The organism is Aquimarina sp. ERC-38 (assembly GCF_026222555.1).
Classification (GTDB): domain Bacteria; phylum Bacteroidota; class Bacteroidia; order Flavobacteriales; family Flavobacteriaceae; genus Aquimarina.
This window is the reverse complement of record NZ_CP098511.1, coordinates 1,257,593-1,278,374: the sequence shown is the minus strand read 5'-3', so window position 1 is coordinate 1,278,374 and position 20,782 is coordinate 1,257,593. Positions and strand designations below refer to the sequence as shown.

Below are 20,782 nucleotides of genomic sequence, written 5' to 3'. Positions count from 1 at the left end.
AATAAATTTTACCTGTATTATCTAAAACTCCTAAAGTAATTACTAAAACTATATCTTTTTTTTATCTACTTTTTTCCACCTTACTCCCTTCCAGCTATTACTAAGAAAGTTATCCTTAGAATTAATTATCAGTTCTTCCTGAAAATTTAAAATATTTGAATTTAACTTCAAAATATCTTCTGTTTTAAATAAGACTAGTAGGAAATCTTTAGACTTTAATTTAATCTTTTTTTTGCCTTCTTTAACACTTAAATTTATGGGTTCATCAAATGGTAAAGGCTCAATATAGGTTTTATCAATTTCTGCAAGCACCTTCTTTTTAGATTCTAAATCTAAAACTTCATTCTTCAAAGAAACAGAATTTCTAAAAGTCTTAACCTTCTGAACTGAATCACTTTTTGTAGTAAAACCTTCAAATTTAGATAAGTATATTTCTTTCTGGCCTGTAAGAGTTTGTTTCAAGAGACTAAAAGATTGTTGAGCAATGCTTAGCTTTGTTAATAATAAACATAATATTGCTAGTATATAACAACTTTTAACTTTCAATTCTTTAAAAGATTTAAGAATACGTATGATTTTTCTTCATTTAGTACTAATTCCAAATTATATCGAAATTTTATTAATTAGTTTTTTTCCAATAACTTTTCCAACTTTCCAATAGGTATATTTTTATCAATAACCTCCCCTTCTCATTTAGTAAAAAAGAGGTGGGATACATTGATATTTGATTATCCTTTGCAAATAATCCATTTTTATCCAAATATGAGTGTAATTTAATCTAAATATTACTTTACCAAAGCTGGTTCTACCCACTTAAATTGAAAACTCTTTTCAGGTATTTTAATCCGCTCACTTAAACGTTGCATTCTAGCTGGTAATTTCATCACAAAATCACGGGCTTTTTCAGCTTCTTCGGTGAGATCTGTTAATTTATCGATTTGCCATTTGTCAATTAACTTTTGCATAATATCAATATAATCCTGACCCGTATATACTCCAATACGCTGTGCGGCATACGAGAATTCTTCAAAAGCAGTTCCAATCGCATCTCCGGATTCTCTTAAGAAATGAGCGGGCATGATAATTTTATGTTTCATCATATCTTTAAAAGCAATCATCATTTGGCTTGGATCTACTTCAAAAATACTACGTACAAACTCGCTATATGCATTATAATGGCGCATTTCGTCTCCAGATATGATCTTACACATTTTAGAAAGCGACTTATTAGAATAACTACGTGCTAATTTAGCTACCCGGTTATGTGATATATAAGTAGCTAATTCCTGAAAACTGGTATATACAAAATTCTTATACGGATCTCTATCTGTTCCAATATCAAAACCATCATTAATCAAATGCTGTGTCGTACGTTCAATCTCAATCATATTGACCCTTCCGGATAAATATAGATACTTGTTTAGTACATCCCCATGCCTGTTTTCTTCACTAGTCCAGTACCGAACCCATTTTGACCAACCGTTTCCCTGACTGCCGTCATGTTGATCAATCCCTTTTACATCCATCAACCAGGACTCATACGTTGGAAGTGCCTCTTCCGTAATGGTATCTCCTACCAGTACTACCCAAAAATCATAGGGTAATTCTTTAGCCAATTCTCTAAGCTCTTTAACCTCGTCAAAAAATGTGTCCGGATTTTGTGAATCCGGTAAAAAATCAGTGGGTTGCCAAACCTTATCAATTGGAATCAAAAATTGGGATACATAGGTATCGATTTTTTTTTCCAACAATTGCATTACTTCTAACCTAATGTTGTCTATAGCCATAGTTTATTTCTACTTTTGAATTGCGCGTAACATGCGACTTCGAACATTATCAATCACTTCTTCCGGGCTTCCAATCATTCTCATATTTACCGGTTCCAGCACTTCCAATTTAAGTTGAACTCCTAATCCCATCGGAAAGTTACCGAATTTAAGCAATTTCCAGCTATTATGAACCACCAAAGGTACAACTAAAGCATCCGGAATGTTCTTAAGTAATAATTTTATTCCGGTTGTAGCAAAGGGTTTTAACTGACCATCTTTGCTCCTAGTACCTTCCGGAAAGATAACTGCTGCAAAATTATTAACCTGAATGAACCTGGCGAATTTACCTATTGCCGGTATGGATTGTTTAGGGTTTTTGCGATCAATTAATACATTTCCGCCATTTCTTAGATTAAAAGAAATACTGGGGATGCCTTTCCCTAGTTCTATTTTTGATATAAATTTTGGTTTTTGTCTGCGTACAAACCACGAAATAAGAGGTATATCAAACATACTCTGATGGTTAGATACAAAAATGATAGGTCTTCTATAAGGTAGCCTATCATACATTTTCATAGAAATTGTGGTTCCTAAAACATGAAGACAACGCAAAAGACACAGGTTCATTATATTTACCATAGACCTATGACCTGAAGCTCCCCCCAATTTTAATGCTAACCATTGCAAAGGATGAAAAATCAGAAGGGTACTTCCAAATAAAAAATAAAACAATACAGAGAGTGGATAAGATAACAGCTTTTGTAGAATCTCCATTTTTTTGCTACAACTTGAATTTAATGGTGCAAGGTCTAATAATATTTTTATTGAAACAATAAAAAATACCTTATTTTAAAGCAGGTAGGATGGGTCTTTAAGAAAGCTTCAAAAAATATACGGTATTTACATAAAAGTGATATCCCTTTTATTAAATTCTAATAAAATAAGTAAAGGAGTCGTTTTTACAACTCCTTTACTTAAATAACTACTACTAGCAATATTCGTTATAAGCATCTTTTAAATTTTCTGCTATCATTTCAGCAGGACGCCCTTCAATATGATGTCTTTCTAGCATATGTACTAATTCTCCGTTTTTGAACAATGCCATGGATGGAGAGGACGGAGGAAAAGGAACCATATGACCTCTTGCCTTATCTGTTGCTTCTCTATCCACGCCGGCAAAAACGGTAACCAGGTTATCCGGTTTTTTATCATTGTGTAAAGATGCTTTAGCTCCCGGTCTTGCATTTGCCGCTGCACATCCGCACACGGAATTAACAACTACTAAGGTAGTTCCTTCTTTTTCTATAGCCTTATCTACTTCTTCGGCGGTATGTAGTTCATTAAAACCAATAGCTGTTAAATCTTCACGCATTGGTTTTACTAAATCTGCTGGATACATATAATTTTCTTTAAAATGAATTTTCTATTGTAAAATTACAAATACTATTCCAATATCATAGTACAGACAGTTTGACGTACTAAAAGTAGTATTCTTTCTAACATACATCTTTAAGCTTCTTATGAAAGCCTTTACAATCTACCAATTATAAAAAGTATATTTGCACTTTAAATTTTAAGAATGATTAAGTGGTTTGCTGCTATTATAGGGTTTGCCTTTTTTAGGATTCCCGGTGCGGTCTTGGGTTTTATTATCGGAAGTTTTATAGATTCGGGTGGAATCCAGTTAAGCGGAAGTTTTAACACCGGAAGAAGTTCCGGACCTCCTAACAGAAACAATCAGGTTTCTCCCAGTGACTTTGAATTGAACCTACTTTCCTTATGTTCCATCGTTATAAAAGCCGACGGAAAGGTAAATCAACGAGAATTGGATTATGTACGTCAGTACTTTGTAAGTGCCTACGGTAAAGAAAGAGCAAATGCTACCTTCCGAACCTTTAACGAAGTAATTAAAAACCGTGAAATTTCAGCACAACGGATTTGTGCTTTTCTTTCTCGTCATACGCAGTACCCGGCTCGTTTGCAAATTATACATTTCTTATTTGGTATTGCTAATGCGGATGGTCATGTCAGTGAAGCCGAAGCCCGGGAAATTGAAAAGATGGCTGGTTTTTTACGGGTGGGTTTTCAGGATTTTGAAAGTATCAAAGCCATGTTCTTTAAAACAGGAGATCAGCATTACAAAATCCTGGAAATCGAAAAGACGGCCACAGACGCCGAAGTGAAGAAAGCATATCGAACCATGGCTAAAAAGTACCATCCGGATAAAGTCCAACATATGGACGAAGTGCATATTAAAGGTGCTGAGGCTAAATTTAAAGAAGTACAAAAAGCCTACGAACAAATTCAAAAAGAGAGAGGTCTAGCTTAAGAAGGTTTTTATTAAATTCTACTTGCTACGCATTCTAAATATTCTTTTAAAAAGAGTCTTAGCAAACAACATGGTAGGCATAGAAGCCATTATTTTAATTTCTTCGGACAGAGTAGTTTTTTCTTCTAAAAATCTAAGTATGGTAGTCACTTTATTTTTTTGAAATAATAGTGAAAACAGTTCTGCACCTCTGTGGTTATATTGATATAGAACATCCAAAAACAGAAGGTCATATCCCCAAAATCGGGTTCGGCGATTGAAATTTTTAAGATTGGTTTGTCCTGTTTTAAGATAGGTAACTAATTCTTTGGTTTTTCTTGTGGTATTTTGAAAGGTGAAACCAGTACTTGCTTTTGTCCACCCTCCTACCGTACCTATATGTAAGATGTTTTTAGAATTATTCCTAGCAAAATCATAACTGGTCATAGGGATACAACCTCTCTCCTTTTCTGTAATGGTATAGTCTATTATTCCCAAATTGTCCAGATAATCGGTAATTCCTTTTTCATATTGTTCAGTGGGTAGTAAATCTTCAGAAAATAAGGTATATTCAAATAAAGCTTCGGTAGTAGAAAAAGGTAAGAGATACATAAAACGGGTATTAGCCTCTTGAGGAATACTAAAATCCATGAAAGTAGCGATATCCTCGTCAAATACGGGTTCATTAGTTTTAATAAACCAACCTATAAAATGTTGATTGAGTAGCGGGTATATTTTCTGCTTTTTATATTCCTTATCAAATGAAATGCTCGAAAATATGTGTAGTGCCTGGTATTTATTTTTAGTGGTAATCACTTCTACCGTTTCACTTTGATCTTTAAAAGAAACTACTTCTTCTTTTCTAATTTCAATTAAACCTGTCTTATGTATTTCTAGTTTGGTTTTTCGGTAAAAATCGATACTTCTCAAGCATTTATAAGCATAGGGTTGGATAGGAACTTCTTTTTTAAATTGATCTCCTATAAATTTAATCTGTTCCCATTTTTTTGTAATAAGATTATTCCAAAGACCCTGTTCGGTTTCCCAGTAACACCAGATTCGGTCATTTTTATCTTTTTCTTCTTTTTCTAAAAGTAAAATCTTTTTATTACTGAAAAATGGTTCGTTGCTCATTAAATAAGCGAGACTTAACCCGGCTGCTCCCCCTCCTAAAATGATGTAGTCATACGATTCTGTCATAATTTTAAGTAGATAAAGGCGATAAAAAACATTAGCATAGCACTCAATATATGTATAGAAATTTTGAGGTTATGGTATTTATTCCATTTTTGAAATAATAGATGTGCTATAAACGAGGTTCCGAACCAACCTATGTAATTTTGTAAAGGAACCTGACCTCCTTCAAACTCCCAGTAATCCATGGCGGGGGCTGCTATCTCAATAATAAGATCCAGAAGAACCATAAGTAAAGAAGCAATTCCTGCAACGATCCAGGCTCTTGAAGTAACCCTTCTCGCAATCGAAGCTGAACAATAGGTAAGTATGACCCAATTTACACCAATCATTAAAGGTACTCCGGCAATTTTAAAACCCAGGTTTTCTCCGTATTCATATTCACCAAAAATAAGCCCAAAATTAACACCAAGATATTCGACCAGGATTCCTATGATAAAAGGAATGAACATTACTATTACCAAGTTCATAGGATAAGGTGTATTCCAAATAATTAACCCAAGGAAAAGGATAAGGTTAAGGGGTGATAGCGATAAAAACCAATCTTCATAACCCATTTGTATCCCAATCACAGCGCAGGCAATAAACAACCAAATGATAAAGATGGAAATATTTTCTTTAGAAGTCAAAGCAATCATTCTACTAGTTCTATCTGTTAACTAAATCACTTACAATCTTACCGGACAATAGGCATAATGGGATCCCTCCTCCGGGATGAACGCTACCGCCACAAAAAAATAAATTCTTAATTTTTTGAGAGAAATTAGGATGACGTAAAAAAGCAGCAAATTTATTATTACTTGAAGATCCGTATAAGGAACCTTGATAAGACTGGGTTTTACTTTCAATACTTCGAGGATCCAATATTTCTTCGGTTGCAATCAGCGGTTCGATATCTGTTTGCAACATCCTATTTATTTTCCGGAGGCAATTCTTTCTGGTTGTATTAATTAACTCATCCCAGTTCTGCCCGGTATTGCCTGGAACATTAATCATTACAAACCAATTTTCACAACCTGTAGGAGCATCCTCTATTTCGTTTTTGGAGGTAATATTAATATATACGGTAGGGTCGTTACTTATTGTTTTTTGGTTAAATATCGCATCAAATTCTTCTTTATAGTATTTAGAAAAGAAGATGTTATGTAAATCCAGTTCTTTAAACTCTTTTCGGATTCCCCAATAAAAAATTAACGCTGAACTGGATCGTGGCTGTGCTAAGGTTTTTTCAGGTGCAGGTTGATCTGCCAACAGTTTTTTATAGGTAGGTACAATATCCATATTTGATACCACCAGGTCTGCGTGATACACGGTGTTTTCTATCTTTACCCCTACTGCTTTATGATTCGAGACCAAAATATCAGAAACTAATGTGGAAAATTGAAAATTAATTCCGATATCTTTAGCTAACTGAAACAGACTTTGTGTAATACTATACATCCCCCCTTTCGGAAAAAAAGTCCCGAAATGTTGTTCCAAATGCGGGATCATAGACATAATTCCCGGAGTTTGATATGGAGAAGAACCATTATAAGTCGCATATCGATTAAATAATTGTACCAATTTGGGATCTTTAAACGCCCCTTCATTAACCTCATTTAAGTTTTTATCAATATCTAAAGAATTTAAGCGGGTAATTGCTTTGATTGTATCCTTTGAAAGATAGGTTTGTAGTTTATGTAGTGACTTTTCTAAAAATAAACTTGAGGTAAGATCATACTTTTGCTTACTTTTTTTAAAATAAGCTAATAGATCCTTTTTATCTATATTAAAAACCTTGGCAGCTTCTGTTGCGTAAGCTTCTTTATCAGCATAGGCGGTAAATCGGGTTTGATCTTCAAAAAAATAATTACAGACTACTTCTTTCTTTTCGTATTCAAAATACTTTTTTATATCCCGTCCTACCAGTGTAAAAAGTTCTTCTACAAATTGTGGCATGGTAAACAAGGAAGGTCCGCAATCAAAACGGTAACCTTCTCGATTCATTTGAGATAATTTACCTCCGGGATAGGTGTTTGCTTCAAAGACTGTTACTTCGAATCCTTGTTTTTGTAAACGGATTGCAGTGGCAATTCCGGCAATTCCAGCACCAATAATTATGGCTTTTTTTGATTCCATACGAAGAGAAGAATGTAAATATAAGTGTAAAATATATAGAATCTTTGCTCCTTTACTTTTTTCTAAAGATAGCTACGGTATGAAATACTAGTTAGTGACATCCGCAAGAACCGGACTGGCATCCTTTTTCCATCTTTTTTTCGGATAAATTTGTTTTCACCGGGAGAATATACTTTTTAATAAGATAATATACGGACCAACCTATTGTCAAAATAACCAGACTGTATTGCAAAATTAAGTTTAGCATTTTTCTATTTTAAAAATTGATAGGCAATAAGAGCAACGATATAAGCGAAACCACTCATAAAAAATAGTTGAATCACCGGCCATTTCCAACTATTTGTTTCTTTTTTAACAATAGCTAAAGTACTGGCGCATTGCATGGCAAAAGCATAAAATAATAATAACGAAATCCCAGTAGCAAAATTAAAAAGTGGACCTCCTAAAACCGGGTTTATCTCTGCCGCCATTCTATCTTTAATGGTCGCTTCTTCTTCACTACCCACACTGTAAATAGTTGCTAAAGTACCTACAAATACTTCTCTGGCAACAAAGGAGCTTAAAATCCCAATCCCAATTTTCCAGTCATATCCTAGAGGTGCAACAATGGGTTCAATAGCCTTACCGGCGTAGCCTATAAACGAATGTTCTAGTTTGTACGAAGCTACTTTAGTTTCCAGGTTTTCAGAAGAAATATTGGGATATTGTTCTGCAACAATAGTTTCAGCTTTATTAAAATTTTGGGTAGGCCCAAAGCTGGCTAAACCCCATAAAATAATAGAAATTGCCAATATGATTTTTCCGGCGCCAAAGATAAATGCCTTAGTTTTTTCAATAACATTAATGAACACATTTTTAAATAATGGTACTTTATAGCCCGGCATTTCAATAACAAAATAATGCTTTGATTTCATTTTTAACATGCGGTTTAAAAGCCAGGCACCTCCGAGAGCGGTTACAAAACCAATAATGTATAGTAGCATCAAGGTTAAACTCTGATAACTTAAGAACCCGGCAACTTTAGTATCCGGAATGACCAGCGCAATGATGATCAAGTATACTGGCAAGCGTGCCGAACAGGTAGTAAAAGGTACGACCAAGATGGTAATCAAACGCTCTTTCCAGTTTTCTATATTTCGGGTGGCCATGACTGCCGGAATAGCACAAGCCGTTCCTGAAATCAAGGGTACGACACTCTTTCCGCTTAAGCCAAACTTTCGCATTAAGCGATCCATTAAAAATACCACCCGGCTCATATAACCGCTTTCTTCAAGAATAGAGATAAACATAAACAGAATGGCTATCTGGGGTATAAAAATAACGATACCACCTAGTCCGGGAATAATTCCATCTGTTATTAAACTTACAAAAGGCCCGTCCGGTAAATTTACCTGAATAACTTCACTTAACCCGGCAAAACCCTGATCTATCAAATCCATTGGATAGGACGACCAGTCATAAATGGCCTGAAAAATAAGAAGCAGGATACTAAAGAAGATCAAGTAACCCCATACACCATGGGTAAGTATTCTATCCAGTTTTGCCCGAACCCCGGTAGCTTTGTTTTGATCCACTACCATGGTTTCTTTTAGGGTATTATTTATAAACTGGTAGCGTTTAATAGCTTCTTTTTGCTGTAATCGTTTTAATTCGCTTTCCGTTTTAATTTCAAAATCCGGAGTTATCCCTTTTGAGTTTTTTTCAACCTTTCTAAAATTTACGTCCTGAGTAATGACCAGCCATAATTTATATATTGACTGGTTAGGAAAAATACGTTTTAAACGATCAAAATATTCGGGTTCAAATGTTAGGGCATCTACACAAGGTGAAGTAGGTAGCGTGTTATAAGAAACAATTAATTTTTTTAATTTGTCAATTCCCTGATTTTTCCGGGCACTGACCAGAGCTATTTTAGTACGTAGTTTTTCTTCCAACAAAGGAATATTCAGGCTAATTCCTTTTTTTTCCATACGGTCTGCCATATTGATGACTAATATGACCGGTATTTCCAAATCTTTAATCTGGGTGTACAGCAGTAAATTCCTTTTAATATTTTCGATATCACTTACTACCACTGCTACATCCGGAAAATCTTTGTCTTTTTTGTTCAGTAGTAATTCAATGACTACATTTTCATCAAGTGAAGAAGCATTGAGACTATAAGTTCCGGGCAGATCGAGAATATGCGCTTTAATACCACGGGGCAGTTTACAAATTCCTTCTTTTTTCTCTACGGTAATACCCGGGTAGTTACCCACCTGTTGGTTTAATCCGGTTAATAGGTTAAATACAGAAGTTTTACCAGTGTTCGGATTACCGATAAGAGATACTTTAATTTGTTTTGCCATATTAAAACCTTATAAAATCCGAACCTCGATCTGTTCAGCGACTTCTTTCCGAATGGCTAAATGACTATCATTAATAGTAAGGTACATAGGACATTGAAAGGGGGCGGTAAGTAGTAATTCTACCTGGTTGCCCGGTAGACAACCCATTTCCAGAAGCTTTAAAGGAATTCTATCCGTAGTTATTTCTTGAATAATTGCCTTTTGCCCTTTCTTTAAACTAGCGATAGTTGTCTTCAAAGCTTATTTAGATTAAATTTAAACAACGCAAAAGTAGCGTAATTTACGGAGTTGCAAAAGTAATCTTCGCTTAAATATGAATTAAAGGTTTATTAACTTTAGTGTATTAAAATACAGTGGAAGATGTTATTCTACTCTGCTTTTAAGACTTCAATATCTTCCAAGAGACGATCTATTTCTTCTTCATTCGTACCATCATAATATCCACGGATACGCTTCTTTTTATCTACAAGTACAAAGTTCTCTGTATGAATCATATCGTAGGGGCCACCATCTCCATCAGATTTTACTACCAGGTAGGATTTGCGTGCTAATTCATAGATTTGCTTTTTATTTCCGGTCACCAGGTTCCATTTGTGATCTTTTACTCCTTTTTTCTTTGCGTATTTTTTTAATTGCGGAACGCTATCTATTTGCGGGGTAACGGTATGAGATAATAATTTTACCTCCTTATCTTCCATTACTTCCTTTTGAATTTTACGCATATGATCTGTCATAATAGGACAAATCGTCTGGCAGGTAGTAAAAAAAAAGTCAGCAACGTAAATTTTATCATTATAATTTTCTTGGGTTATGGTTTCGCCATTTTGATTAATCAATTCAAAATCTGATATTTTATGGTACTTACGAACTTCCTGTAACGTACTATCTACTAACTCGGTACTTACCATATTAGGTTCATAAACCGGAAGGCTTTTCTTAGGTTTTAAAATGCTATAGATGATACTGATAATTATAATAGAAAGTATGGAAAGTACAATGGCAAAAAATTTGTACTTAGCAAAAAAACGTATCATATTATTCTTTTTTACAAATTTAAAGCATCTAAAACAGTTTGTTTTGCAATGAATGCTAAATTGTTATAAAAAGAAAGATCACAAACCTATTATTTTTTATAAGCGGACGCAAAAGACTACTTTTGCAGTTCTTAAAAAAGAAAATTTGACTATGAGTCCATTTTTTATAAAGGCTATACAATTACTATTAAGCTTATCCCTACTGATCGTGTTGCATGAGTTAGGACACTTTATACCGGCAAAATTATTTAAAACCCGGGTGGAAAAATTTTACTTGTTTTTTGATGTAAAGTTTTCCTTATTTAAAAAGAAAATCGGAGAGACGGTTTATGGAATTGGTTGGTTACCGCTGGGTGGTTATGTAAAGATTGCCGGAATGATTGATGAAAGTATGGATAAGGAACAGATGGCCGGCCCCCCGCAACCCTGGGAATTCAGATCTAAACCTGCCTGGCAACGTTTGATCATTATGTTAGGAGGTGTAACCGTTAATTTTATTTTAGCCATTCTTATTTACGCTGGATTGGCCTACGCTTACGGAGATGAATATATTAAAGCGGATAGTTTAAAGGATGGTTTTGCAGTCACTAATACTGAAATTGGTAATAAATTAGGTATTCAAACCGGGGATAAGATTATGGCTATTGACGGTGAGCCGATTCAACGTTTTAGTGCGATTCCGCTTGAGATTATCAATGGTAACAGAATGAGTATAGAGCGTGACGGTAGGAGGATTGAACAAGATATACCGGTCGACTTTATTGCAAAGTTATTAGAAATGGAAGAGCAATCTTCTTTTATAAGTCCCAGGTTTCCTTTTATCATTGAAGAAGTTGCGACAAATTCACATAATAAGGGAATTGATTTACGAAAAGGAGATGAAGTTGTAGGAGTGAATGGACAATTCGTACAATATATGGATGAGATTTCTCCTGTTCTGGAAGCTAATAAAAATAAAACGGTTAGTCTTACCGTAAAATCTACTGATGGTACTACCAGAACTGTAGAGGGAATAAAGGTAAATGAAGAAGGGTTTATCGGAGTGGTTCGTTCGAATCCGATTGAAGAATTCGAAAAAAGAGGTTTGCTCAAACTAGAAAAAGTAAAGTATTCCTTTGTAGAATCTATTCCCGCTGGAATTAATAAGGGAGTAGATATCTTAAGTGGCTATATAAAACAAATGAAAAAAATATTTAATCCGGATACTGGTGCTTACAAAGGAGTAGGTGGATTCGGAGCTATCGGCGGGTTATTTCCGGAAAGTTGGAACTGGGAGCGTTTCTGGGGCACTACTGCTTTTATTTCTATCATTTTGGCTTTTATGAATATCCTGCCCATACCTGCCCTGGACGGGGGGCACGTGATGTTTTTATTATATGAAATTATATCCGGAAGGAAGCCGGGAGATAAATTTATGGAATATGCACAATTAGCCGGTTTTCTTATTTTAATTACCCTATTAGTGCTAGCTAATGGAAATGATGTGTACAAGGCTTTATTCGGAGGATAAGTGAATTTTTAAGAAGGCATGTATCTGAAATAATTTTCAATAATTTTCTTAAAAAGCTTTTTGAGAAATAAAATTTAATTTATATTTGCACTCGCAAAAGAGAAAACTATTTTGATTTTGCAAAATACGAAAGATTATACTCCTCTTTAGCTCAGTTGGTTAGAGCATTTGACTGTTAATCAAAGGGTCCTTGGTTCGAGCCCAAGAAGAGGAGCAAAAGTCCAACAGTGATGTTGGGCTTTTTTTTGCTTCGACAGGCTCAGCACAGGTACTTTGGCGGGCTCAGTACGAAGGTCTCAGTAAATTAACTAGAAAACACTTCGATGAACTAGTAGAAGTGCTTCGACAGGCCTAGCATAAATGTTTTGACAGGCTCATATAGGTGCTTCGACAAGCTCAGTATAGATACATACCTTATCTAATCATTTTGTTTATTGATCCTTTTGAGTTGTTTAAGGACTAAAAATAAGGAACAGATTACACCTAGTAATACAAAGGCAATGGTAAACCACTCTTTAGTAGTATTATAATATGTATCTAACTTCCCTCCTATATAAGAAAAGGCAAAAATAATTGCCCCCATCTCAAAGGCGATACCCGTTAAGGCTAAATATTTTCTAAGCGGATTGCCCTTGTTGTCCTTGTTTGGATCCATTTGCCTTATTAGTTAGGGATTTTACATTATCCCCTTTCATTGTACAGGAAGCATTAAAGACTGCACCAGGTTCTACGGCTAATTTGCCTACGCTTACTTCTCCTTCAATATGTGCGGTTGGTTTTAAGGAAAGCGTACCTGAAATCAATAGGTTGCCTGAGAACTTACCTTCAAAATCTGCATCAGAACATTCTAAAGTACCTTGAATATAACCGGATTTACCTACTACTACTTTACCGGTTGTTTTAAATGTTCCTTCAATAATTCCTTCAATCCTAAAACCACCTTTAGATACGATATCCCCGACAATCTTGGTACCTTCTGAGATTCGGTTTTGATTTTTTGAAAAATCGGTAGTGGGTTGTTCTTTACTTTTTTTATTGTCTGAAAACATATTTTATGAGGAGTTTAGTTACTAATTATTTTTCGGATGTTGTTTGCGTTTGAGGAGGTTCTTCTGCTTTTTCTTCCTGATCTTTTGCTGCTTCTTGCAAAGCTATAAATTTCTCCACATTTTTATGAATCTGGATGATACGATAATTAGGGGTTGCTGCTACAAAATAAGGACGTTCTACTGCCGGATAATAGATTTTTTTCCGGTTCCAGCGGGTCAAATCCGCATTACGGGAGTCTTCGGTTTTACCCAGGGTTAATAGCTCTCCTAATCCTTCTGCACCCAGTTGATCCCTTCGGGTATGCACTACTACAAATAAAGAATCTTTGGTATAAAAATCAAGTGATACTTTCATTTTATTATAGCGTAATTCTTTAATAACCAGATCTATGTTTTCCTTAAGTTCTTCTGCTTGCTTTTTGTTAATTGTTGGAAATACATAGACTAGTTTATGGTTATTTAGTACCTCTGTACCTTCGGCGAAATCACTTTGTTCTAATTGCGGAAAGGCATTATTGTAAATTTGTTGGGCTTTTTTACCTTCGGGACTTTGTGGGAAGTTAAGGGCTACATAGTTTAAGGCTTTCTTATATGCTTCAAAACCTTCGTAGCGTCCAATTGCTTGCGCTTTCAATAGTTCAAATTTCGGTACAAAATCTTCTCCCCCAAATTTAGTTGCATACGCGTCTGCTTCTTTAATCACCGATGCATATTTTTCGTTTTCAAAATCATGATAAATCCTATTATAAATAGCTTCGGGACTATTTTTATCTCCCTCTACTTCCTTTTCCGGGTTTAATAGGATTTGTGCATAACTACTTTCCGGATAATTGTTAACAATATCCGCTTTGACCGCATTCATTTTATCTGATTCTTGTTGAAGCTGATAAATTTTATACAGATTATATTTAGAAGGTAAGATCAGTCGTTCTTCGGGATCGCTCACTAATAGACCTTCAAACTTTTCTGTAGCTAATCCGTATTCCTGAAATTTTTCTTTATAAATGACCCCTAACTGGTAATAGGCAAAATTACGATCTGTTTGTAAACTATCTAATATTTTAGGATCTGAAGGAACCTGGGCGACGTAGGTTTGCGGATCAAAAACAGGGTCTTTTTCTATATCGTATTTCTCTTCTTCTTCCTCATTCTCTTTAGATGCGGCAATACTTGGATCTGAAATACTGACTATTTTCCAATTATCCTGAAGTTCCCGGTTTCCGAACTTCCGCTTAAAGGCAGTTTTTCCGAAGCCAACAATCGTAGGATTATAAAAGTAAAATACACCTCCGTTTTCATTTGAATTATTTCCGGCATTTTGATTAGCTAATCCGGTTCCCGGTTGCTGAAAACGTTGTTGAACCGGCAACCCATCCTTTATTCTTTGAATTTCCGCAGCTTTTGCCTCGGCAATAGCAATAGCTTTAATGCTATCCGTATATTTTTTATAGAAAGCTGTTTTTTCTTCCGGGCTTAGCCGCGCAATTCTTAAAATACTATCATTAGTTTGTGCAATACCTTCGTAGAGAATAACGTCATCCAGATTCTCACGTTTCTTTTTTAAGACCCGATATTTTTTAGAATTTACGACCATTCGTTCCAGGGTACTATCATAATAGGCTCCGGCTGCTGCGTATTCCCGATCGTCAAAACTGATATTCCCCAGGATATTATAATTTTTTGACTCTAAAATCCGGTCTTCTGAATTTTGACGTAAGGATTGATTGTAATAAGTTACCGCAGCTTCGAGAGAGTCTGTAAACCGAAAGTATTCTCCTTTTTGATAGTAGATCATGTCTAAAAAAGGTCGGTTTTCACGGTTTTCTTCCAGCTTCGTCAATAATTCTAAGAACTCTTCTTTATTTCCTTCTTCGTAATCAAAATTACGGGCTTTAGCCATATAGGCATTTAACAAATACCTTCTGGGAGTCCTTCGGTTTAGTTCAATTACTTTATCAAAAGCTAAATTTGCACTGTCTTTAAACCCTAGTTCGTTTAGTAATTGTCCTTTGATAATATAATATCTACCTTTTTCATCATAGTCCTCCGTTTGAGCTGCAGCTTTATCAATATAAGTTACCGCAGAGTCCTTTAACTTCAAGTTGTAATATGCCTGCGCAATCATGGAAGCGGCATTCGCATAATCTTGTGGAGCCATAATCTCCTGAGAAATCATCCGGGTTAAGTCTTTGATAGCTTTCTCATTATTATCTAAGCGGATATTCGTTTTTGCCCGCCAAACTTTTGCCAGATTGATATTATTACTACTAGGATATTTATATAGAATGTAGTTAAATGCTTCAAGGGCAGGTATAAAGCGTTGCTCATTATACCGGGCTTTTCCCAGTAACATAAAGGATTCGTCTATTTTAGTATTACGTTCGCGGTCATCTATCAACATACTATGTTTCTGGATAGACTTTGCAGCTTTGGTTTCTGCTAAATCGAAATTTTCATTAAGAACTTCGTTAGGTAAACGAACGTCTTCACTTACAATTAAACGTTCTACGGGAAGTACTTCCCAGAAATTATCCCTGTACGTATTTACAATATCTTCTTTACCCGCGTCAAAAGCTACCCGACCGTTGTAGAGGGTATTATTCTTTGTAGTTAAACTATGCCAGTTACGATTTACCCATTTATCCTTTTTACGGGAACAGCTTAAACCGATTAGAGCAATGCTTATAATGATCAGTATGTTCGAACTAAAATTTTTCAAAAACTTTACTTTTTATCCTTTTACTAACTAAAAAACAAGTCATTTAGTGTATAAAAAAGTTCAAAATTACCTTATTTGGGGAGTATATTGTAAAAATACGTTTCTTTATCGGAATTTTACTTTATTAACAATACTTTCTTTGAGAAACTGTATATTTTACAGATGGTTTTGTAGTTATTAACAATTACGGTTTATCGTATATTTAAATCAATGGTTTAAGGGAAGGATCCAAGATCGCTAGCGCTTCTGGAATCAAGAACCAAGATTAATTATAATGAAATTGAAACTCAATATTGTAAAATTATTCACGTTAAAAAACAACCTCCAAATCTTTTAAAGTTTGGAATTACCTTATTTTGCTGTGCTTTACGAACATTAATTTGTTTTAAATAATTGAAGCTGTTTAAACTTTTTTATATAACCAAATATCTTAGCAATGCACGTTCCACTTTTTGATTTACAAGCGCAATATCAATCTATTCAACCTGAAATTGATGGGGCTATATCAAAAATTTTAGATAAAGGTGTTTTTATTGGCGGAGATCCTGTGAGGAATTTTGAAGAAGAGTTTAAAGCGATTACCGGGGAAGGTTTTGTAATCTCTTGTGCAAACGGAACGGATAGTATGGAACTCATTTTACAAGCTATGGAAATTGGCCCCGGGGATGAAGTGATTGTACCTGCGCATACCTGGATTTCGACTAGTGAGGTAGTGGTAAATGCCGGAGCCATCCCAATTTTTGTAGATGTGAATGCTACTACTTTTTGTCTAGAAGCCGAAGAAATTAAAAAGAAACTTACTCCACAAACCAAAGCGGTCATTGTTGTACACCTGTACGGTTACCCGGCACCTATGGAAGCGATTATTAATTTATCAAAATGTCATCATTTTAAGGTAATTGAAGATTGTGCGCAGGCCCATGGTAGCAAATTGCATTCTCAATATGTAGGTACATATGGAGATGCAGCCAGTTATAGTTTTTACCCAACTAAAAACCTAGGGTGTTACGGAGATGGAGGGGCTGTTTTTACCAAAAATGCAGACATGGCTGATAAAATTAGAATGATTGCTAATTACGGTCAAAAGGAGAGACATACACATCTTATTCATGGTAGAAACAGTAGGTTAGACACGCTGCAGGCTGCAGTTTTATCCGTTAAGTTGAATTACCTAGAGAAATGGATCAAACGTAAGGTAGAACACGCTGCTTATTACCTGGAAAAACTTGCGGATGTAAAGGAAATCTCACTTCCTATGTTACCAACGGGTAGTAATCACCAGCATAGTTGGCACCTGTTTGTGATTAGAGCTACGCATCGACAAGGCTTGCAGGAGCATTTACGTGGGTATGGAATTGTAACGGCAGTCCATTATCCCAAGGCTATACCTTTTCAACCTTCTTATCAACGTTTTAGACACCAGGCTTCGGATTTTCCGGTAGCTTCAAAATTACAGGATGAAGTGTTATCACTCCCTATGTATGCAGAACTTACTGAACCTCAATTAGCTCATGTGGTAGCGACTATTTGCACTTTTTATAAGGAGTTGTAAAGAGCACATTTAATTTTTTTAAAAGGAGTTTTAATCTGGTCTCATTTATTATTTTTGCAAAAAAGTTGTTATGCCAGATTTTCATCCTCTTAAGATTCAGAAGATAACCCGGGAAACGGAAAAGGCGGTGGTTATTGATTTTGAGATTCCGCGCACCTTAAAAGATGATTTTACCTTTATCCCCGGTCAATATGTTACTTTAAAAACTGAAATTAAAGGGGAAGCGGTACGACGTGCATATTCAATTTGTAGTTCGCCTCTTGATTCACAGCTAAGTGTTGCGGTAAAAGAAGTTGAAAACGGTACTTTTTCTACTTATGCCAACCGGGAGTTACAGGAAGGGGATACGCTGGAAGTACATCCGCCGGAAGGTTCTTTTTTACTAGAAACCAACCCGGATCATCAACATTGGTATGCGGCTTTTGCCGCCGGAAGCGGTATCACTCCTATCTTGAGTATGATTACTTCAGTTCTTACGAGTGAGCCTAATAGTTCTTTTGTACTGGTCTACGGAAACCGGAATTTTAATGAGACCATGTTTGCTAATAAGCTTTTATCCCTAGTACAAGAATATCCTGAGCGTTTACATATTGAGTTTTTTTATAGCCGTAGGCAAGAGGAAAATGCGAAATTCGGACGTATTGAACGATCTACGATCAATTATATCATTAAAAACCGATTTAAAGATGTGGATTTTAACGCCTATTATTTATGCGGGCCAGAGGCAATGATTGATACGGCTAAGGAGGTTCTAAATGAAAATGGTGTTGATACGGACAAGGTGCATAGCGAATTGTTTACTAGTAGTAGCGAACCAGTTTCGCTTGAGGCAGACTTAAGTGGAAGAACGACGATTTCAGTTCTGGTGGATGATGAAACTTTTGATTTTACCATGCCGAAGGACCAAACTATTCTTAATGCTGCTCTAGAACAGGATATTGATGCTCCATATTCTTGCCAAGGGGGTGTTTGTAGTTCTTGTATTTGTAGAATCACGGAGGGAAAAGCGGTAATGGAAAAGAATAGTATTTTGACAGATAGTGAGATTGAAGAAGGCTTGGTTTTGGCTTGCCAGGCGCATCCGGTTACGGCGGGGATTAAGGTGGATTTTGATGATGTCTAGATAGACCGCTTCGCTGCTAGATGTTAGATATTAGACCGTGCGCTGCGCTTACTGATAGAGAAGAGAGATTGTATTTGTTCGCTTTGCTCACTGATAGGGAAGTGAGGGTGGAGTTGTGTGCTTTGCTTATTTTTGTTTTATTACTTCTAGGATTTTGTTTATTACTGTTTTTGGGGGGATGGTTTGCATTGCGTTTTCGTATCCTTTAGGTACTTTATTGCCATATACAGAAGTTGGGATTAGTGGATACTGGTTTCTATCAGAGAGGAGGCAATTTTCCAGAAGTTGTTTAAAAGGTGCGAAACCTAATCCGGGATGCGTAACTCCCCATAGCGTAATCACTGGTAATTTAAAGATTGCAGCAATATGAGCATTGCCACTATCCATCGCTACCATGACATCCACATTTGATAGTACCTGGATTTCTTCGGCAAAGCTTATTTTATTGGAAATTAGCGTACAGTTTTTAAAGGTTTTTTCTAATTGCCGTAATTGTTCAATTTCTTTGGTTCCACCACCAAATAATAAAATATCAAATTCATTTTTCCGGTCCAATTCTGCAACAACTTCGGTTAATAATGAAAATGGATAGGTTTTGCTTTGATAATGGGCAAAAGGTGCGATTCCTATCCATTTCCTTTCGGAACCTTTTAAATAGTTGGTATTTATTTCAGATGGTACTGCTAATTTTTTTGGATAGGTATAGGTGTTTAATTCTATCGGAAAGCCTAATTGGTTAAAAACTTCGGCATATCGTTGACAGGTGGTTTTTAAGAATCTGATTTTATTCTTTGAAGATTTTATTACTTGTTTTTTTTCTGACCTACCCTTATCAATAGTTGCCACCTTAAGCCTGGAAAAACTTAAAAAAGTTTTTAAAATATTAGACCGTAATACGTTGTGTAAATCAGCGATATGGGTTAAATCCTGTGATTTTAAATCTTTGGAAAGTTGATAAAGCCCTTGAACCCCTTTATGCTCTCCTTCAATTTCGGCAATTTTGATATCTACGTTATTTATAACTTTAAATAGTGGTTTAAAAAACGCTTTGGTTAAAATGGTAATTTTAATTTTGGGATAGGTATCACGTAGTACTTTGATGACAGGAACAGTCATTGCTACGTCGCCCATAGCGGAGAGCCGGATAATTAATATATGGGACGTATTGGTATTGATGAATTTATAACTTTAGTAAAATAACTGGTGTAAATTTCAAATTAAAAAGCTGTTCTGGAATTCCTCCGTCAAGTTGAGGACAGGCTTATTTTTCACCTCGGAGTATGGGGTTTAACTCTTCATCATTATACATTTTCATTTGCTTATATACCTTCATGTATTTTTCACCTTTTTGAATATCATTAAGAAGGGTGTCAATAGCTGTAGATAAATCCGTACGTTGTTCCAGCAAAATTTCTAATTTACTTTGGCAAGTTTTTCTATGATCTTCCGAAGCTTCGGGACGGTTTGCTTCTTCGTGCATATGGTATATTTTTAATGCCAGGATGGAAAGCCGGTCAATGCCCCAGGCCGGACTTTCTGTATTTATCGTCGCATCTAGTTTGGGTTGTACATATTTAAATTTTTCCAGGAAATAACTGTCAATATATTCTACCATATCGGTACGATCCTGATTAGAGGCATCAATTTGCCTTTTTAATTTTAATGCGGCTATAGGATCGATTTCGGGGTCACGAATAATATCTTCATAATGCCATTGAACGGTATCAATCCAACATTTTTTATATAATAAATGCTCTATTAAATCTTGCTTTTCATACGGGTTCTTAAGTTCCTGGGTGATATTGTTTTTTATATGGTAGGTGTCTATCACTTCTTTAAAAATATGATTTGCCGTTTGTGTAAACATAGAATTTGCTTTAAAGTAGTACTCTTTTTACCACTTACAATTATCATATACAAAGGTATTGTTTTAGTCTATACTTACATAAAACTTAAATGACTAGATTGTATAGAAAATCTGTTAATAGAGAAATTTAATAATAGAAAATATTCTGATTAAACTTTTTGTATATTTACAATTGAACTTATAAAATAATA

Annotated in this window: 19 protein-coding genes and 1 tRNA gene; 5 read left to right on the top strand and 15 right to left on the bottom strand. The window is 35.3% G+C overall.

Going from position 1 to position 20,782, the window contains the following annotated elements; genetic code table 11:
- Positions 1-48: 48 nt before the first annotated feature.
- The 4 genes from NBT05_RS05455 to NBT05_RS05440 form a co-directional block, all read right to left on the bottom strand.
- Positions 49-546, bottom strand: coding sequence for a hypothetical protein (locus tag NBT05_RS05455; RefSeq protein WP_265772457.1), 498 nt, complete (start codon positions 544-546; stop codon positions 49-51).
- A 239-nt stretch (positions 547-785) separates the two neighbouring features.
- Entirely contained in the window at positions 786-1,787 is a 1,002-nt protein-coding gene (locus tag NBT05_RS05450) for an acyl-ACP desaturase (RefSeq protein WP_265772455.1), read from the bottom strand.
- A 9-nt stretch (positions 1,788-1,796) separates the two neighbouring features.
- The gene (locus tag NBT05_RS05445; RefSeq protein ID WP_265772454.1) at positions 1,797-2,543 is read right to left on the bottom strand and encodes a lysophospholipid acyltransferase family protein; all 747 of its coding nucleotides are present in this window, start codon (positions 2,541-2,543) and stop codon (positions 1,797-1,799) included.
- Positions 2,544-2,757: 214 nt separating this feature from the next.
- On the bottom strand, positions 2,758-3,168 hold the full coding sequence (locus tag NBT05_RS05440; RefSeq protein WP_265772453.1) for a BrxA/BrxB family bacilliredoxin: 411 nt from the start codon (positions 3,166-3,168) through the stop codon (positions 2,758-2,760).
- 180 nt (positions 3,169-3,348) lie between these two features.
- Between NBT05_RS05440 and NBT05_RS05435 the strand changes: the two genes are divergently transcribed.
- Positions 3,349-4,098: a TerB family tellurite resistance protein gene (locus tag NBT05_RS05435; protein ID WP_265772452.1), complete on the top strand. Its 750-nt coding sequence runs from the start codon at positions 3,349-3,351 to the stop codon at positions 4,096-4,098.
- Between the two features lie 18 nt (positions 4,099-4,116).
- On the opposite strand, the gene NBT05_RS05430 is transcribed toward NBT05_RS05435, so the two are convergent.
- From NBT05_RS05430 to NBT05_RS05405, 6 genes are all read right to left on the bottom strand, one after another.
- Positions 4,117-5,277, bottom strand: a complete 1,161-nt coding sequence (locus NBT05_RS05430; RefSeq protein ID WP_265772451.1) for a lycopene cyclase family protein — start codon at positions 5,275-5,277, stop codon at positions 4,117-4,119.
- A complete protein-coding gene (locus NBT05_RS05425; protein ID WP_265772450.1) occupies positions 5,274-5,909 on the bottom strand; it encodes a carotenoid biosynthesis protein in 636 nt (211 codons plus the stop codon). The genes NBT05_RS05430 and NBT05_RS05425 overlap by 4 nt, the downstream gene beginning before the upstream one ends.
- Positions 5,910-5,919: 10 nt before the next feature.
- The gene (gene crtD, locus NBT05_RS05420; protein WP_265772448.1) at positions 5,920-7,389 is read right to left on the bottom strand and encodes a 1-hydroxycarotenoid 3,4-desaturase CrtD; all 1,470 of its coding nucleotides are present in this window, start codon (positions 7,387-7,389) and stop codon (positions 5,920-5,922) included.
- Between the two features lie 251 nt (positions 7,390-7,640).
- The gene (feoB, locus tag NBT05_RS05415; protein WP_265772447.1) at positions 7,641-9,737 is read right to left on the bottom strand and encodes a ferrous iron transport protein B; all 2,097 of its coding nucleotides are present in this window, start codon (positions 9,735-9,737) and stop codon (positions 7,641-7,643) included.
- Positions 9,738-9,746: 9 nt separating this feature from the next.
- Positions 9,747-9,974, bottom strand: a complete 228-nt coding sequence (locus tag NBT05_RS05410) for a FeoA family protein (protein ID WP_265772446.1) — start codon at positions 9,972-9,974, stop codon at positions 9,747-9,749.
- 131 nt (positions 9,975-10,105) lie between these two features.
- Complete coding sequence (locus NBT05_RS05405) at positions 10,106-10,771, bottom strand: SCO family protein (protein ID WP_265772445.1); 666 nt, start codon at positions 10,769-10,771, stop codon at positions 10,106-10,108.
- Between the two features lie 151 nt (positions 10,772-10,922).
- Between NBT05_RS05405 and rseP the strand changes: the two genes are divergently transcribed.
- The gene (gene rseP / locus NBT05_RS05400) at positions 10,923-12,281 is read left to right on the top strand and encodes an RIP metalloprotease RseP (protein ID WP_265772444.1); all 1,359 of its coding nucleotides are present in this window, start codon (positions 10,923-10,925) and stop codon (positions 12,279-12,281) included.
- A gap of 140 nt (positions 12,282-12,421) precedes the next feature.
- Positions 12,422-12,495: transfer RNA gene (locus NBT05_RS05395), tRNA-Asn, on the top strand.
- 204 nt (positions 12,496-12,699) lie between these two features.
- Here NBT05_RS05395 and NBT05_RS05390 read toward each other — a convergent pair.
- The 3 genes from NBT05_RS05390 to NBT05_RS05380 are packed head-to-tail and all read right to left on the bottom strand — an operon-like array spanning position 12,700 to position 16,049.
- Complete coding sequence (locus NBT05_RS05390; protein ID WP_265772443.1) at positions 12,700-12,936, bottom strand: AtpZ/AtpI family protein; 237 nt, start codon at positions 12,934-12,936, stop codon at positions 12,700-12,702.
- Positions 12,899-13,330 carry a bactofilin family protein gene (locus tag NBT05_RS05385; protein ID WP_265772442.1) on the bottom strand — a complete coding sequence of 144 codons (432 nt, stop codon included), beginning with the start codon at positions 13,328-13,330 and terminating at the stop codon, positions 12,899-12,901. Before NBT05_RS05385 ends, NBT05_RS05390 begins: the two co-directional genes overlap by 38 nt.
- 25 nt (positions 13,331-13,355) lie before the next feature.
- Entirely contained in the window at positions 13,356-16,049 is a 2,694-nt protein-coding gene (locus NBT05_RS05380; RefSeq protein WP_265772441.1) for a tetratricopeptide repeat protein, read from the bottom strand.
- Positions 16,050-16,485: 436 nt separating this feature from the next.
- Between NBT05_RS05380 and NBT05_RS05375 the strand changes: the two genes are divergently transcribed.
- Both NBT05_RS05375 and NBT05_RS05370 read left to right on the top strand, forming a co-directional pair.
- Positions 16,486-17,601, top strand: a complete 1,116-nt coding sequence (locus NBT05_RS05375; RefSeq protein WP_265772440.1) for a DegT/DnrJ/EryC1/StrS family aminotransferase — start codon at positions 16,486-16,488, stop codon at positions 17,599-17,601.
- 70 nt (positions 17,602-17,671) lie between these two features.
- Positions 17,672-18,724 carry a ferredoxin--NADP reductase gene (locus NBT05_RS05370; RefSeq protein WP_265772439.1) on the top strand — a complete coding sequence of 351 codons (1,053 nt, stop codon included), beginning with the start codon at positions 17,672-17,674 and terminating at the stop codon, positions 18,722-18,724.
- 126 nt (positions 18,725-18,850) lie between these two features.
- On the opposite strand, the gene NBT05_RS05365 is transcribed toward NBT05_RS05370, so the two are convergent.
- Complete coding sequence (locus NBT05_RS05365) at positions 18,851-19,855, bottom strand: glycosyltransferase family 9 protein (RefSeq protein WP_265772438.1); 1,005 nt, start codon at positions 19,853-19,855, stop codon at positions 18,851-18,853.
- Positions 19,856-19,985: 130 nt separating this feature from the next.
- A complete protein-coding gene (locus NBT05_RS05360) occupies positions 19,986-20,591 on the bottom strand; it encodes a DUF4254 domain-containing protein (protein ID WP_265772437.1) in 606 nt (201 codons plus the stop codon).
- Positions 20,592-20,782: the final 191 nt, after the last annotated feature.